Below are 15,031 nucleotides of genomic sequence, written 5' to 3'. Positions count from 1 at the left end.
TTCCGGGTTTCTGTCTCATCTCCACTCCTTGGCGGTTACGATGAGCCAGAAACCCTCCTTTACGAAATCACCTCAGATGGCCCATGGGCGCTGATCCCGGACAGTCGACAGCCGACGCACATGCTTGTCCGCATGGTGCTTGTCCACAAGCCGTTCGAACACGCCCCAGGGAACATGCTTCAAGACGTCGTGGAAAACGCTATTGTGGTGCCGCACGGTGTTGCTCCCTCGCGTCCGGAAGACGCGCCAAACGTCTGAACACGAGTAGAATCAACACCGTGCGCTCAGTCCACAAAATTAAACCGGACAGCCGTGGTTCTATCGCTGGTATGACCGGTATCTGTCGCTCGGCGAAGCCGGGCTGGTGGATCGGCTATCTCGGCCCAGTCGGGTCTGGAATCGCATCCCTGATGCTGTGCGACGGCAGATCGTCGATCTGGCCCTGGATGAGCCCGAGTTGTCGCCCCGGGAGTTGGCCGTGCGGTTCACCGACACCGAGCGTTACTTCGTCTCCGAAGCCAGTGTTTACAGGCTTTTGAAGGCACATGACCTGATCCCGAGCCCGGCCTACATCACCATCAAGGCAGCCGATGAGTTCCGCGACAAGACCGTTCGACCGAACCAGCTTTGGCAGACCGACTTCACCTATCTCAAGGTCACCGGATGGGGGTGGTTCTACCTCTCAACCATCCTTGATGACTACAGCCGGTATGTCATCGCCTGGCGGCTCTGCACGACGATGAGGGCAAACGATGTCACAGCTACCCTCGAAGACGCTCTGGTGGCTTCAGGCTGCGACACCGCCACGGTCGCCCACAGACCTCGCTTGCTCTCCGATAATGGCAGCAGTTACATCTCCGGCGATCTGGCCGACTGGCTGGAAGACCGCGGCATGGATCACGTCCGCGGGGCGCCAAATCATCCTCAGACGCAAGGCAAGATAGAGCGCTGGCACCAGACGCTCAAGAACCGCATCCTGCTCGAGAACTACTATCTGCCGGGCGCTCTCGAACATGCCATCGGTGCCTTCATCGACCACTACAACAACCACCGGTACCATGAGAGCCTTGGCAACCTGACGCCTGCGGACGTCTACTTCGGCCGGGCCGAAACCATCCTCAGACAAAGAAGGGAGATCAAACAGAAGACGATCGAACAACGCCGCTTGCTGCACCAACAGAACGCGGCATAAACTCAACTATCAGGGAGCCAGATCCTCCGATATCGATCTCGCCACCATGTCCCAAATCATCTGACGACGGACATGGAGGCAGAGGCTCTCGTGCCTCCTGCAGAGCGTTGTCCGCGGCATGCGTGAGCGCGCTTCCTGAAAGCCGACATGGTGCGCATGTTCTCGACAGCGACTTTCTGCGCGCCTACTGAGATGGCTCGCCGTCCCCGGGCTTCGCGGATGCACCCCGCGGGCGCGGACGGCCTCGCAGCCCATCTGAAGCCGTCAACGACAACGCCGACGAGGCCGAGAGTGTCCAAGTTCAGCGGCAGGGATCCTCGCTCCCTCCTTTACGTGATCGGCAGCCTCGACCGAGGCGGGGCAGAGCAGCATCTTGCCTCGATCACGCCCAGGTTGGCGGCACGCGGCTGGAACGTGACCGTCTATTGCCTGACGCATCGCGGTCAGCTTGCCGAGGCGCTCGAGGCGCAGGGGGTGGAGGTGATCGGTGAGCCCAGCGCGGGACCCGGGAGCGGCGGCATGATGAGCCGCGTCGGCCGCATGATCCACAGAGCAGTATCGCTCTTCCTATATCTTGTGCGGCGAAGACCCCAGACGATACATTTCTTTCTCCCCGGCGCCTATCTCGTCGGCGCGCCGGTCGCCCTGGTCGCGCGCGTTCCCATCCGTGTCATGAGTCGGCGGAGCCGTAACCATTACCAGGCGCGCTGGCGCCATGCGGCGCGGCTGGAGCGATGGCTGCACCACCGCATGACCGCGCTCGTGGCCAATTCCCGCCGCGTCATGGACGATCTCATCGAAGAAGGCTGCCCGGAAGATCGCCTCAGCCTCATCTACAACGGTGTCGATCTTCCCGCCTTGGAGGAAAGCGCAGAGCGCTGGGCGATGAGAAAGCGCCTGGATGTCAGCGACGACTGCATCCTTGTCGTCTGCGTCGCCAATCTGATCCCTTACAAAGGCCACAGAGACCTCATCGATGCCCTTGCCAGCGTGGAAGAGAAGATGCCTCGCGCGTGGAAGCTTATCTGTGTGGGACGCGATGATGGCATTCGGAATGACCTGGAACGGCATGTCCTGGCCAGGGGGCTTGAGGATCAGGTCGTTTTTCTCGGTGCGCGCGAAGATGTGCCTGACTTGCTTGCGGCGGCGGATATTGGCGTCCTTGCCTCCCATGAAGAGGGCTTCTCCAACGCTGTGCTGGAGATGATGGCGGCTGGGCTGGCGATCGTGGTGAGCGATGTTGGAGGGAATGCCGAGGCGGTGGCGGACGGCGTTTGCGGGCTTGTGGTGCCGCCTCGGGCGCCGGAAGAACTGGGCGCAGCGATCCTGCGGCTGGCATCCGATGCTTCGCTTCGACAGAGGTTGGGCGTGGCCGCGCGAGATGTTGCGGCTTCAAGGTTCAGCATGGAGGCATGCGTGGAAGCCTACGACGGCTTCTATCGGAACATGCTTTGCGGACCGGAAGCGAACAAGAGGCCCCGGTGAGCTCGATCCGAAATCTCCTTTTATCTCCGTGAACGAGGCGGGGGGCATCCTGCACCGGCCGCCATAAGCGGGGCATTTCACTGCGTGGGCGGTTGCAATTTGCAGGCTATTTTGCCACCCATCGCTTCGTGCTCTATGCGGCATTCCACGCAGATCAAGGCAAATCGTCCAGGACCGGTGTTTGATGAAAGTCCTCGTTACCGGCGCGGCCGGCTTCATCGGCTTTCACACGGCACGCAAGCTTTTGGCGCGCGGCGACGTGGTGATCGGGCTCGACAACCTGAACGATTACTATGATGTGGCGCTGAAGGAGGCGCGCCTTCGGCAGATCGAGGGCCATGAGAATTTCCATTTCGTGCGGGCAAGCCTTGAGGATGCGGAGGCGATTGGCGAGCTATTCCTCACCCACAAGCCTGAGCGGGTGATCAATCTCGCGGCCCAGGCCGGCGTGCGCTATTCGCTGGAAAACCCGCATGCCTATATCGACGCCAACATCGTCGGCTTCATCAATATTCTCGAAGGCTGCCGGCATCACGCAGTGGAGCACCTGGTCTACGCCTCGTCCTCCTCCGTCTACGGCGCCAATACGCTGATGCCGTTCAGCGTCCATCAGAATGTCGACCATCCGCTCAGCCTCTACGCCGCGACCAAGAAGTCGAACGAGTTGATGGCGCACACCTACGCCCATCTCTACGGCTTGCCGGTGACGGGGCTGCGCTTCTTCACCGTCTACGGCCCCTGGGGGCGGCCGGATATGTCGCTGTTCCTGTTCACGCGTAAGATTCTGGCAGGAGAGCCGATCGACGTCTTCAACAACGGCCACCACTCCCGCGATTTTACCTATGTCGACGATATCGTGGAGGGCGTGGTGCGAACGCTCGATAGGGTAGCGCAACCGAACCCGAATTGGTCTTCGGATGCGCCCGATCCCGCCACTTCCAACGCTCCGTATCGGTTGTACAATATTGGTAATAACAATCCGGTCGAATTGATGTACTTCATCTCGTGCATCGAAAAAGCCGCGGGCCGGGAGGCGGAGAAAAACTTCCTGCCGCTGCAGCCAGGCGATGTTCCGAAGACCTATGCGGATGTCGAAGCGTTGACGGAAGCCGTCGGTTTCCGTCCGCGGACGCCGATCGAGCAGGGCATTCAGAACTTCGTCAAATGGTACCGCGATTTCTACGGGGTTTAGTCGCCGTCGTGGCAGCGCGGCGCCAAGATTGGGGCGGTCGCAACTCTTAGCCCCTTATGGATTAGGGGAGCCGTCGCGCTGGCAGTGGCGAACGGCACCCTGTGGCGTGGACGCCTCAGCCTGGCCGCAATGGTCGTGAAAAAGCCCCGCCGCTTGCGGGCATAGATGGAACAGAGGCGAGCATGTGCGGGATCGCGGGCTACATGTCCATTTCAGACCGTTCGGAGCTTCCCGACGGCAACGAACGGCTGTTCCAGCAAATCCGCACCCTGACGCACCGGGGACCGGACGCGCAGCGGGTCTGGAACGGTCATGGAATCGGCCTTGCGCATGCGCGGCTTTCCATCATCGATCTGTCTGAGAGCGCGAACCAACCCATGGCGAGCGCCGATGGTCAGATCGTGCTCGTCTTCAATGGCGAAATCTACAATTTCTCGGAGTTGCGCAAGGAACTAGAGACGCTCGGCGCGCATTTCGACACCCATTCCGATACGGAGACCATCCTCCGCGGCTACGAGGCGTGGGGACTGGATGTGGTCGAGCGCCTGCGCGGGATGTTCGCATTCGCTCTTTGGGATGGGCGCCAAGAGCGTCTCGTCCTCGTGCGCGATCGGGTGGGCAAGAAACCGCTCTACTATACCCACTTCCGGGACAGGCTGATCTTTGCCAGCGAAATCAAGGGTATCCTTGCCTGGCCGGGCATGGAGCGCACGCCCAATCTGCAGGCCATTCACGAATATCTGACGTATCAGTACGTTCCTTCGCCACTGACGGCTTTTGAGGGAATCCATAAACTGCCTCCGGCGCATATGTTGCTGCAGGAACGTGGCAAGAAGCCTTATCTGCGGCAGTATTTCTCTCTGCCGGAGCCTCGGAGCGGTGCGGCCCGTCCGCTCCCGGAGCTGCGCGAGGAACTCGTTCATCACCTGCGTGAGGCGACAAGGCTGCGGCTGATCGCCGATGTGCCAGTGGGAGCGTTTCTCTCCGGCGGCGTCGATTCCTCAGCAATCGTGGCGATGATGGCGCTGGAATCGACGGCCCGCGTCAAAACTTTCACGATCGGTTTTGAGGAGCAGGTCTATGACGAGCGCCCCTATGCCCAAGCGGTCGTGGACCGATACGATACGGAGCACCACGAATACATCGTGCGCCCGGACGGCATGGACATCCTGCCGCGCATCGTTTGGCACTATGGAGAGCCTTTCGCTGATTCCTCGGCGATTCCAACCTACTACGTGTCCGAGGTCGCAAGGCGAAACGTCACCGTCGCGCTCAACGGCGATGGCGGGGATGAGTCCTTTCTCGGCTATCCGCGCTATGTGAACTTCCGTGAATGGGCCGAAAAAGCGTCGTTGCCCGCGCCGGCGCAGAGCATCGTCTCGAAGATCCTTCAGACAATGCCCGCCTCCTGGAGCCCGACGCTGCCCGCACGGGCTTTGCGGCACTGGGCCGGGCGCCTGCATGCGCAACCGAGCCGCAGATATCAGCAGGCGATCGCGTTTTTCGGCGACGAGGCCAAGGAGCCGCTCTATGGCGAGCGTATGCAGGGCTATTTGGAGACATCGCCATTGGACCGGCTCGATCCCTATTTGCTGGCGGCGCCGACGCCGGCAGCGGGCGCGGCATGGGCCGACATCCACACTTATCTTCCCGACGATCTGCTCGTGAAAGTGGATGTCGCCTCGATGGCGCATTCGCTCGAATGTCGCTCGCCGTTCCTCGACCATGTACTGATGGAATGGGCGGCTTCTCTGCCGGAAGACGTCAAGCTCCAGGGAAGCGAAACAAAAGCGCTGCTCAAACAGGCCATGGAGCCTTACCTGCCGCACGATTTGCTTTACCGCCCCAAGATGGGGTTCGGCGTGCCGATCGATCGGTGGCTGAAGGGCGAAATGCGCGATTTCGTCTACGAAGTGCTTCTGTCTCAGCGCGCGAGGGAGCGGGGGCTGTTCCGGCCGGAGGCGGTGCGGCAGCTGCTCGACCTGCATTGCAGCGGGCACGGGCACGCGCCCAGAATCTGGGCGTTGCTGATGCTCGAGCTATGGTTCGAGATGTGGATCGATGGCGCCTGTCCTTCGACGCCGCCGGTCCAGTCGAGGCTGGAGGCTGCGCTGGTCTGAACGCCGGCGAGGCAGGCACGCTGCAGCGCGTCGGCGCAAGCCGATCCTCCTTCGGCTCGCAGCAGCGCGCTATCGGATGCCGATATCGCTGCTCGCGCACGAAATGCGCAGTTGATGTGGATGCTCTGGGAGGCGCCAACCAAGACCCGCGCTTGCGCTTGCTTCGCAGCTCTTGGTATGGGACGCGCGACATCCGGGGATAAGAACGCCCCTAAGGTTGATGCTCCCATTCATAGCATGAGGAATCTGTTGGCGAACGCACGAGACGCGTCTCCTTCATTCGGCCTCATGCGGGTGCGATTGGACCGACCTGGCGGCACGAACCCCAATAGGGCAGGCCGTGGGCGTGTTGCTTTTCGCAACCACCGGCTGGGTCGGCGCGAACGTTGGGGCGGTATCCGGCGATATGTGGGTCGGGTGCTGCGCCTTGAGACATTTTCACTGCACGCCTTGCCGTGCCGCAGTCGGCGGAATGTCCGCTAGATGACGGTTGCGACTGGGCTGCGAAGCGGAGAGATTCGGTGAGCACCGCAACAGACCGTCCGGTCAAGGTGATCGAGGCGAAACGCTCCTGGTGGCGGCTGGATCTTGCCGACGCCTGGGCGCACCGCGAATTGTTGTGGCTGCTGATGTGGCGCAACGTGACCTCGCGTTACGCTCAAATGGTGCTCGGCATCTTCTGGTCGGTGCTGGAGCCTTTGGCGATGCTGCTGACGCTGGTCGTCGTGTTCGGCCTTTTTATCCGGGTGCCCACCCCCGGCATTCCCTATCCCGTTTTTGTCTTCTCCGCGCTTGTGCCCTGGTTGCTGTTCAGCAAGGCGACCATGAATGCGATCGGCTGCCTGCATGACCATATGGCGCTGGTTTCCAAAGTCTACTTCCCGCGTATCCTGCTGCCTTTCGCGGCTGTGTTTCGCGATCTCTTCGATGCGACGATCCTCGTTGTGATCTTGGTGGCAATCGCCTGGTTCTACGGCTATCCGCCGACATGGCGCCTTCTGATGCTGCCAGTGCTTTTAATATCCGTGACATTGCTGACGGTTACCATCGGCCTTTGGCTCGCCGGCTTGCTCGTGAAGATGCGCGATATAAGACCGCTGATGCAAATCATCCTTCAGATCGGCTTTTATTTCACGCCGATCCTGTTTCCTCCCTCGATGGTTCCTGCCTCGATCATGCCATTCTATCAGCTCAATCCGATGTATTGGGCCATCGAGGGGTCGAGGTGGATTTTTCTCGGTCAGCCGCTTGCCTTGAATGCTTCCTTCTACGCATCGTTATTTCTGAGCGTGGTGCTGTTTTTCCTTGGGCTTTTCGTCTATTCCAGCCAGGAAAAGGCGGCCGTGGATGTTCAGTAAACGCCGACGCTGGAAAAAGCAGTCTTCCGGCGAAGTGACAGTCGCCGTCGAGGGGCTCAGCAAGCGCTATTTCAAGCCTGAGGACCAGCGTGAGGATGGCGGATCGCGTCAAAGGTCATGGCAACGCCGTCTGAGCGGCTTCATGCCGGGGCGTAGCGACGCCTCAGGCGATTGGTTCTGGGCGCTGCAAGATGTCTCCTTCGAGCTGCGAGAAGGGGATATCCTCGGCATCGTTGGCAGGAACGGCTCGGGCAAGAGCACGATGCTGAAGATTCTCTCCGGCGTGACGACGCCGACTTCCGGCCGAGCGCGAATCAACGGCCGGGTTGGGTCGCTGCTGGAGGTGGGCACGGGCTTTCATCCTGATCTCAGCGGGCGCGAGAACGTCTTTCTGTCAGGCTCGCTGCTCGGCGTATCGCGCGCCGAAATCGCCCGCAAGTTCGACGAGATCGTGGAATTCTCGGGCATCGCGCCGTTTATCGACATGCCAGTCAAACGCTATTCCAGCGGCATGTATGTGCGGCTTGCCTATTCCGTCAGTGCGTTGCTGCGCTCCGACATTTTGATCCTCGACGAGGTGTTTGCCGTTGGGGACGAGGCGTTTCGCAAGAAGAGCCGGGGACATATCGACGATATCGCCCGCGACGGACGCACCATCCTCTTCGTCAGCCATGACATGGATGCCATCAAACGCATCTGCAATTGGTGCCTCTGGCTGGAGAACGGCCGGGTCAAGGATTTCGGCCCGGTCGGAGAAATGACGGAGCGCTATGCCGAATCGACGGCGGTGCGTCCGCACGAGACCGACGAGGCCTATGCGCGCAAGCCGGCCTGGCTCGATCTGGGACGCGATTCGGGTTTCTGGGCGACGCGCGAGAACCGCATTCTGCGTTCGGTAGAGACGCTCGACGGTCATGGTCGCGCAACGCGGCTGATGGAGCGCGGTTCGCCGCTGACGGTGCGGATCGGCTACCGAGCAGAGAGCCTGGAAGCGCAAGCCGCCTACTTCACCGTCTTCTTCCTCCGCCCCGACGGCAGCCGGGCGCTCGTGCTCTATAGCCTCCACTGCGACCGGATCTTCTATCCGGTGGGCGACGGGCTCGTGGAATGTCGCATTCCTTCGGTGGATCTCGTCGCCGGGGATTATGAGATCATGATCGATGTCGGCAAGATCGATTTTGAGCGGCTCGTCTCCGTTGACTGCATTCCGACAGCGACGACCGTGCGTATCCGCGAGGCCGATCCGCATCTGGCGTTGCTCGACGCCGATGACCTGGGAAGCTTCGTCACGCCCTCATCCTGGCGCATCGCGGAGGCCGCGAGCCAGCTATGAGCGGCAACCGCGAGATCGCCGTGCGCGTCGAAAATCTCGGCAAGCGGTATCTGCTGCCGGGCGCCGGCGGCGGCGAGCCGCTGCGCGGCCCGATATGGGTGCAGCGGGCCAAGGCGCGGTTTCCCGCGCTGCGACGCGAGGCGGAGAAGGACTGGTTTTGGGCGCTGAGCGATGTCTCGCTGGAGGTTCCTCGCGGCGAGGTGCTCGGCATCATCGGGCGTAACGGCGCGGGCAAGAGTACGCTTCTCAAGCTCTTGTCCGGTATCACGGTTCCGACCACCGGCAGGGCGGAGATGTCTGGCCGTGTGGGCTCCCTGCTGGAGGTCGGCACGGGCTTTCATCCCGACCTGACCGGCCGCCAGAACATTTTCGTCGCGGCGGCGCTGATCGGGATCAGCGTGGCCGAGGCGCGGCGCAATTTCGATGCCATCGTCGACTATGCCGATCTTGCCGACTTCATCGATGTGCCGGTCAAACGCTATTCGAGCGGCATGTATATGCGGCTCGCCTTCGCCGTCACCGCGCTTCTGGAGAGCGATATCTTGTTGCTCGACGAGGTGCTGGCGGTGGGAGACGCCAACTTCCAGAAAAAGACGAAGGCATCCGTGGCGCAGACCTCGCATGAGGGGCGTACCGTTCTCTTCGTCAGCCATAGCATGCAGGCAATCCGGCAGATCTGCACGCGTTGCATCTGGATCGATCACGGCCGGATCGTGCGCAGCGGAACGCCGGAGGAAATCGTCGAAGCGTATCTGGAAACGGTCGCCATGCCGGCCGCCGGCGCCAGCGAGGCGCAGGATATAGCGGACGCGCCGGCACAGGTCGCACTTGATAGGCATGAAGGCTACTACACGCATGTGCGGGGACGCATTCTCCTTGAGGCCATTGAGACGCTGAACGCCGATGGCCGGCCGGCCACCGTGTTCTCCACAGGTGAGGAAGTGCGCATTCGCGTGACCTATCGGGCGCCTTCGGTCGCCGCGCCCTATATCGGCATCGGCATCCACACGATGGATGACGAACGGCTGACGATGCTTCTCTCCCCGCTCGACCCGAAAGCAGCTCCCTTGCCGGAGGCCGGCACCGTGGAGTGCGTCGTGCCGGCGCTGAAGCTGACCAGCGGCGATTATTCATTGATGCTTGAGCTCGGCTCGGCGGCCGACGGCAATCTCGTCACGCTCGACAGCGTCGTCGACGCGACGCGCATCCGCATCTCGCTTGATGGATATCTGGGAGAGCAGGGATTGGTGCGCAATCAGGGTTTTCTCTCCCAAAGAAGCCATTGGCAGGAACTCGATATGCCGGTTCGCCGGACGCTGCGCAGCGCGTGATGGGCATCGAGTTTCTGCCGCGCGCACAAATCCCTGCGCAGGATTGGGATGCGCTTGTGAACGCGTCGCCCGACGGATGGGTGTTCGCGCTGTCGGGCTGGCAGGATCTCATTCTCGCGGTCGAGCCCTGGGGCCTGGAGGATCTCAGCTTCGCGACGCTCGAGAACGGTCGGCTTGTCGCCGTCATGCCATTGCAGATTCAGCGCGCATCGGGACGCGCAGGTTCAAGCGGCTGGGGGTGGGCCGGGCCGATCATCGCCGTCAGCGTGGAAGCCAGCCACCGGAAACGGCTGTGGTCGCGTGCCTTGCGCCATGCGGAAAAGGTCGGAGCCGATGCCGGCGCCAACGTGCTTGAGGTCGGTCTGTCGCCGCTGACGGAGACGTCGCAGGACGTTCCATGGCAGGTCAACCCGTTCATCGAGGCCGGGTTCGAGGACCTGTCGACCGTTACGCGCATGATCGATCTTTCCGTGGGCCAGGAGGCGTTGTGGTCGGGCCTGTCGGCAAATGCTCGCCAGATGGTCCGCAAGGCGGAGACGGCCGGCTACACCGTCGAGCGCTGCGATTGGGGTGCCTATGCCGATCGTTACTTCGAGGCCCATCGTGAAACCTATCATCGGACGGGCGTCAGTCCTCATCCGAAAGCCTATTTCGACGGGATCGCCAACCACATAGCTCCGGAAGGATACGCAGTTCTTCTAGTAGGCTTCTCGCCCTCCGGCGAGCCTATTGCCTTCCACAATGATGCGACCATCGCGAATGGTCGCCTCTACCACACCGGCTGTTCCTTCAATGGCCATCTAGATAGTGGCATCAACTATCTTCTGATGTGGAGAGCGATTACTGGCGCTTTGGAAAGCGGTTGCAGGTGGTACGAAGTTGGTGACGTCTTTCCGTGGGTCCAGGACGGGAAGCAGCGGGGACTTACGGTTTTCAAATCCAAGTTCGGCGGAGAGTTGCATCGCAGTTTCAAGGCTCGGAAGGCTCTCCGTTCCGCGGCCGCAAAAACTGATCTAAATGGAGCATTGCCGATCACTGCGAGCAACCAAGGAGGTGCCAATCAGGGCGGCGGCATGCCATCACGTGCCGCGTATGCGGCGGGGTCGCTTTATGCGACCGAGAAAATATGCCGTGCCTTCGATGCCGCAGCGAGCGAATATGTCGACCGGCTGCTGCACGACCGGTTCTCGCTTGTTGCGCGCAACTATCGCGGCGGCGCGCTCGTCGATCTGTGCTGCGCGGCAGGCGCGCATCTGGTCGATCTGTCGACCTCCGTCGACCAGGCGATCGGGCTGGACTTCAGCGAGCGGTATCTGCAGGCCGGCCGGGCGCTGGCTGAGGAGCGTGGACGCGGCAACGTCGCCTTCGCGGGCGCGGATGCGCGCGCCTTGCCGCTCGGCGATGCCTCGGTGGATTGCCTCTATTGCTTCTCCTCGCTCTATGCGATCCCGCAGGCCGAGACGGTGGTGGCGGAGGTTGGCCGCGTTTTGAAGCCTGGCGGCCGGGCCATCCTCGACTTCGGCAATCGGCGTTCGCTCAATGCCTATTGCCTGCAGTTCTACACCGACTGGCCAGAGACCTATCCGCTGTCGCTGAAGGAGATCGGGGCCGCAATCGGCGATGCCGGGCTTGCGGTGAAAGAGCATCGGTGCTTTCAGTTGCTGCCGCTATGGGCGGGCAGGCCGAATTGGCTGCGTCCCTTGCTGCATCCTGTCTGGCGCGAAATCTTGAAGCGCCGGGTCTTCGGCCGGATGCTCGATGAACGGATCAGCAGTCTGCCGCTTCTGCGCCGATTCGCCTTTCGTCATCTCATCGTCGTGGAGCGAAGGAGCTAGCCCCATGAATTCTGTGCATCAGCGCTACAGCGGTCTGGAAGCGCATGGGGAATTCTTTGACGCTATGACCGATCAACACGAACGCGCCATTTGCCCGGGTGCTCTCCTGCCAAGCTTCGCCGATGTCATTGGATGCGTGTTTCGGAAGCCGGTCTGACAGTAGCACGCGGTTCGCACAAGGCAGACGCAATGGTTTCGGTGGAGAACACGGGCAGAGAGCCGCGCCATGTCGAGCGCTGCGCGGAGATTCTGACGGCTCGGGAAAGCGCCGAGCTTGAGAGGCATCTGCGCCAGGAGTATGCCGGGGTCTTCGACGATGCCTCGATAGCCTTCCATATCGAGAGCCATGCCGGCATGGCTTTCGCCGATTATGCGGTCCAGGTGGTGGGCGCGGCGATTGCGGCGCCAGCGCGCATCCTCGATGTCGGCAACGGCTTCGGCAGCTTCGTCGTGGCGGCGCGCAACGCAGGCTACGACGCCATTGGCACGGAGGTCGCCGCCTATGAGGTCGATTTCGCGCGGCGCCGGCTGGGGCGACTGCGCCCGCAGGACGATGCCGAGCGCGTCTTTCTGGAGGGCGGGGTGTTCGCATCCGAGCTGGAGCCGGAAAGCTTCGATGCCGTGACATTGTGGAACGTCATCGAGCACATCGACGATTATCGCGCCGTGCTTGCCCGAGCCGCTGAGCTCTTGAAGCCGGGCGGTTCGATCTACGTCCTGTGTCCGAACTATGCGGCATGGCGCAACGAGGCGCATTATCAGGTTCCCTGGCATCCGTTCCTGAGCCGACGAGCGGCGGCGGCACGGCTGAGAGCTCACGGAAAAAACCCGCAGTTTTTCGAGACCTCGATCTTCTACCGCTCGAATTGGGGCGTCATGGCAACGCTGCGCAGGCTCGGCTTCGATCTTTATGACCGGCTCAACCTGCAACCCATGTCGGGGCTCGGCGTGCTTTTCGGCGGGCTCGTCCGCCGCCCCCGGTCCCTTCTCGATTTCTACAATCCTGCCCGTTTCGCGGTTGAAGTCGCCGGTCGCAAGCGGCGCCAGCCCTAACGGAGTTTTGCGAGCAATATGGCCTCCATGTCGTCGTCCAACGCGGCCCGCCGCCTGCTGGTCATCATCCCCGACCGCGTGACGGATATCCTGACCAAGGGCGAATACCAGCCCAACTATTACAATCCCGGGGAGCTCTTCGACGTCGTGCATATCCTGTCCACGAGTCAGGACTCGCCCGATCTGCAAGCGCTCCAGCGGACTGTCGGTCGGGCCGAGCTGCACTGGCACACCCATCCGGAAGATCCGGGCTTGATCGCGCAAAACTGGCAAAGCTGGTGGAAGAAGCCGCTGCGCGACTGGGCGGCGCCGGGCGTGGAGACCGCCAGACGGATCGACCCGCATCTCATCCGTCTGCATGGCGCTGACTGGAACGGCTATCTGGCGAGCCGCATCAAGCGCAAGCTTGGCATTCCCTATGTGATGTCGCTGCACATCAACCCGGACGTCAATCCGGTCCGGCGCCACGTCCGGCCGCCCTTCACGCCCGAGCAGGAACGTCACAACGCGTTCTTTGAGTATATCGAGCATGCGGGGCTGCGCTCCGCCGATCTCGTCATGCCGGTCTACAAGCCCATCGTGCCGTATGTGCAGCGGCACGGCGTGGAGCGCTTCGAGGTGTGCTATAACATCCTCAACGGTCCGAACCTGCGCGAGAAGTCCGATTACAGCCGAGGCGAGCGGTTCCGCATGGTCTGCGTCGGCCGTCTGGTGCCGGAGAAGAACCCCGACAACATCATTCGCGCCGTCGCGGAGCTGCCCGAGGCCGAACTGACCATCGTCGGAGACGGCCCGCAGCGGCCAGCGCTGGAGGCGCTGAGTGCGGAACTTGGTGTGACGGACCGCGTGATCTTCCGGCCCGCCGTCGACAATGACGAGCTTTGCGAGATCCTACCGTCTTTCGATGCGTTCGTTGTCCATACCGAATACTGGGAGCTGAACAAATCCGTGCTGGAGGCTCTGCTGACCGGATTGCCTCTCGTCATCAACAGGCGTCTGGGTCCGCCCGTCCCTGAATTCGAGGATGGCGACTTCGTCCATCTGGTGGAGAACTCGGTCGAATCTTACAGCCATGCCATCTCCTGGCTGATGCGAGACGACGCCGCGCGCGAGGATCTCGGCCGCCGAGCCTACCGACATGCGCAGGCCAATTGGGCGCCGGCCGTGACGGAGAAGAAGGTCGTCGAAATCTACGAGCGCTTCATGCGCGGCGGCCGATGAGTGTGACGAGCGAGGCGGCCTATGCCGGGCTCGTCTGTCCGGCATGCGGCGCCAGTGCGCTGCAAGTTTCCGGGCAGGAGCGTGTCGCCTGCGGCGCATGCGGGGAGGTGTATGGCGCGGTTGCCGGCGTGCCGGTGCTGGTTCGAAACTGGCAAGAGCTCTCGGCCGAACTTGAGGAGGCGCGGCGGGTCAATCCGCTCTGGTACGAGGCCGTGCAACCGCCCGAAGAGGCGAGCCCCTGGCGTCATCACCTGAAGAAGCGGCGGCTCTATGTGGAGAGCGCGCTTGCGCGCCATCTCGGCGCCGGCCGCAAGGCGGCGCGTCTTCTCGATCTCGGTTGCGGCGACGGCAATCATCTTCTCTGGCTTGCCCGCTACGGCGAGCACGTCTATGGGAGCGACTACAACGCCGTGCGGCTTGCACGGGCCAAGGCGCTCAATGCCGATGCGACCTTGTTTGTCGCCGATATCCTCGACTACCCGGCAGAGGATTCGGCCTTCGACGTGATCTTTTTCAACCATGTCATCGAGCACATCCCCGACGATATCGCGGCGCTGCGCGCCATCAGGCGTATCCTCAGACCCGGAGGATTGCTGGTTCTCGGCACGCCGAACGAAGGTGCCTGGTGGTGGCAGTGGGCCTATCGGCGCGATGCGGCGGCGATCATGAGCACCGACCATTGTCACTTCTACACCGGCCAAACGATCGGGCTGAAGATGATCAAGGCCGGCTTCAAGGTGCTGGATACCCATCATCTGGGCTGGGGACCGCCGGACTGGGCGCTCGACGGCCGCATCCGCAAATACAAGATGGTGGACGATCTATTCTCGCTAGCCGGCCGGGCGTTGCTGCCGCGACAGGCATCGTCGCTCTATTTGCTGGCCACGAAGGAGGGCGTGTCGGCATGAATT

The 15,031-nt window shown here is 62.0% G+C and carries 11 protein-coding genes and 2 pseudogenes; 12 read left to right on the top strand and 1 reads right to left on the bottom strand.

What is annotated here, in order from left to right; genetic code table 11:
- Nucleotides 1-102 precede the first annotated feature (102 nt).
- Nucleotides 103-216, bottom strand: a pseudogene (locus tag Q331_RS23415) (DUF4372 domain-containing protein); the annotation flags it as partial.
- A gap of 100 nt (nucleotides 217-316) precedes the next feature.
- Between Q331_RS23415 and Q331_RS20845 the strand changes: the two are divergent.
- From Q331_RS20845 to Q331_RS0109105, 12 genes and pseudogenes are all read left to right on the top strand, one after another.
- A pseudogene (locus tag Q331_RS20845) lies at nucleotides 317-1,192 on the top strand (IS3 family transposase); the annotation flags it as partial.
- A 291-nt stretch (nucleotides 1,193-1,483) separates the two neighbouring features.
- Nucleotides 1,484-2,677 carry a glycosyltransferase gene (locus tag Q331_RS20840; protein WP_051630917.1) on the top strand — a complete coding sequence of 398 codons (1,194 nt, stop codon included), beginning with the start codon at nucleotides 1,484-1,486 and terminating at the stop codon, nucleotides 2,675-2,677.
- A 184-nt stretch (nucleotides 2,678-2,861) separates the two neighbouring features.
- Nucleotides 2,862-3,869, top strand: a complete 1,008-nt coding sequence (locus Q331_RS0109145) for an NAD-dependent epimerase (RefSeq protein WP_026380427.1) — start codon at nucleotides 2,862-2,864, stop codon at nucleotides 3,867-3,869.
- A 182-nt stretch (nucleotides 3,870-4,051) separates the two neighbouring features.
- Nucleotides 4,052-5,989 carry an asparagine synthase (glutamine-hydrolyzing) gene (asnB, locus tag Q331_RS20835; protein WP_051630915.1) on the top strand — a complete coding sequence of 646 codons (1,938 nt, stop codon included), beginning with the start codon at nucleotides 4,052-4,054 and terminating at the stop codon, nucleotides 5,987-5,989.
- Nucleotides 5,990-6,510: 521 nt separating this feature from the next.
- Nucleotides 6,511-7,347 (top strand): ABC transporter permease, encoded by an 837-nt coding sequence (locus Q331_RS0109135; protein ID WP_026380426.1) that lies wholly within the window; start codon nucleotides 6,511-6,513, stop codon nucleotides 7,345-7,347.
- A 142-nt stretch (nucleotides 7,348-7,489) separates the two neighbouring features.
- Nucleotides 7,490-8,680 carry an ABC transporter ATP-binding protein gene (locus Q331_RS23000; RefSeq protein WP_245615572.1) on the top strand — a complete coding sequence of 397 codons (1,191 nt, stop codon included), beginning with the start codon at nucleotides 7,490-7,492 and terminating at the stop codon, nucleotides 8,678-8,680.
- On the top strand, nucleotides 8,677-10,011 hold the full coding sequence (locus tag Q331_RS22995) for an ABC transporter ATP-binding protein (protein ID WP_051630911.1): 1,335 nt from the start codon (nucleotides 8,677-8,679) through the stop codon (nucleotides 10,009-10,011). Before Q331_RS23000 ends, Q331_RS22995 begins: the two co-directional genes overlap by 4 nt.
- Nucleotides 10,011-11,846, top strand: a complete 1,836-nt coding sequence (locus Q331_RS22990; protein WP_026380425.1) for a GNAT family N-acetyltransferase — start codon at nucleotides 10,011-10,013, stop codon at nucleotides 11,844-11,846. Before Q331_RS22995 ends, Q331_RS22990 begins: the two co-directional genes overlap by 1 nt.
- Nucleotides 11,847-11,850: 4 nt before the next feature.
- Nucleotides 11,851-12,003: a hypothetical protein gene (locus Q331_RS23905; RefSeq protein ID WP_169738487.1), complete on the top strand. Its 153-nt coding sequence runs from the start codon at nucleotides 11,851-11,853 to the stop codon at nucleotides 12,001-12,003.
- Between the two features lie 32 nt (nucleotides 12,004-12,035).
- Entirely contained in the window at nucleotides 12,036-12,899 is an 864-nt protein-coding gene (locus tag Q331_RS22985; RefSeq protein ID WP_051630910.1) for a class I SAM-dependent methyltransferase, read from the top strand.
- 18 nt (nucleotides 12,900-12,917) lie between these two features.
- The gene (locus tag Q331_RS0109110; RefSeq protein ID WP_026380424.1) at nucleotides 12,918-14,120 is read left to right on the top strand and encodes a glycosyltransferase; all 1,203 of its coding nucleotides are present in this window, start codon (nucleotides 12,918-12,920) and stop codon (nucleotides 14,118-14,120) included.
- Nucleotides 14,117-15,028 carry a class I SAM-dependent methyltransferase gene (locus Q331_RS0109105; protein WP_026380423.1) on the top strand — a complete coding sequence of 304 codons (912 nt, stop codon included), beginning with the start codon at nucleotides 14,117-14,119 and terminating at the stop codon, nucleotides 15,026-15,028. The genes Q331_RS0109110 and Q331_RS0109105 overlap by 4 nt, the downstream gene beginning before the upstream one ends.
- Nucleotides 15,029-15,031 lie beyond the last annotated feature (3 nt).

Origin of the sequence: Afifella pfennigii DSM 17143 (assembly GCF_000688515.1) — a bacterium.
Taxonomy (GTDB): Bacteria; Pseudomonadota; Alphaproteobacteria; order Rhizobiales; family Afifellaceae; genus Afifella; species Afifella pfennigii.
This window is presented reverse-complemented; position numbering and strand designations above follow the sequence as displayed.

Bases quoted from the DNA above. Each gene is read 5' to 3' on its own strand.
- Q331_RS0109145 (WP_026380427.1), top strand. From the start codon at position 2,862: ATGAAAGTCCTCGTTACCGGCGCGGCCGGCTTCATCGGCTTTCACACG.
- asnB (WP_051630915.1), top strand. From the start codon at position 4,052: ATGTGCGGGATCGCGGGCTACATGTCCATTTCAGACCGTTCGGAGCTT.
- Q331_RS23000 (WP_245615572.1), top strand. From the start codon at position 7,490: ATGCCGGGGCGTAGCGACGCCTCAGGCGATTGGTTCTGGGCGCTGCAA.
- Q331_RS22995 (WP_051630911.1), top strand. From the start codon at position 8,677: ATGAGCGGCAACCGCGAGATCGCCGTGCGCGTCGAAAATCTCGGCAAG.
- Q331_RS22990 (WP_026380425.1), top strand. From the start codon at position 10,011: ATGGGCATCGAGTTTCTGCCGCGCGCACAAATCCCTGCGCAGGATTGG.
- Q331_RS23905 (WP_169738487.1), top strand. From the start codon at position 11,851: ATGAATTCTGTGCATCAGCGCTACAGCGGTCTGGAAGCGCATGGGGAA.
- Q331_RS22985 (WP_051630910.1), top strand. From the start codon at position 12,036: ATGGTTTCGGTGGAGAACACGGGCAGAGAGCCGCGCCATGTCGAGCGC.
- Q331_RS0109110 (WP_026380424.1), top strand. From the start codon at position 12,918: ATGGCCTCCATGTCGTCGTCCAACGCGGCCCGCCGCCTGCTGGTCATC.
- Q331_RS0109105 (WP_026380423.1), top strand. From the start codon at position 14,117: ATGAGTGTGACGAGCGAGGCGGCCTATGCCGGGCTCGTCTGTCCGGCA.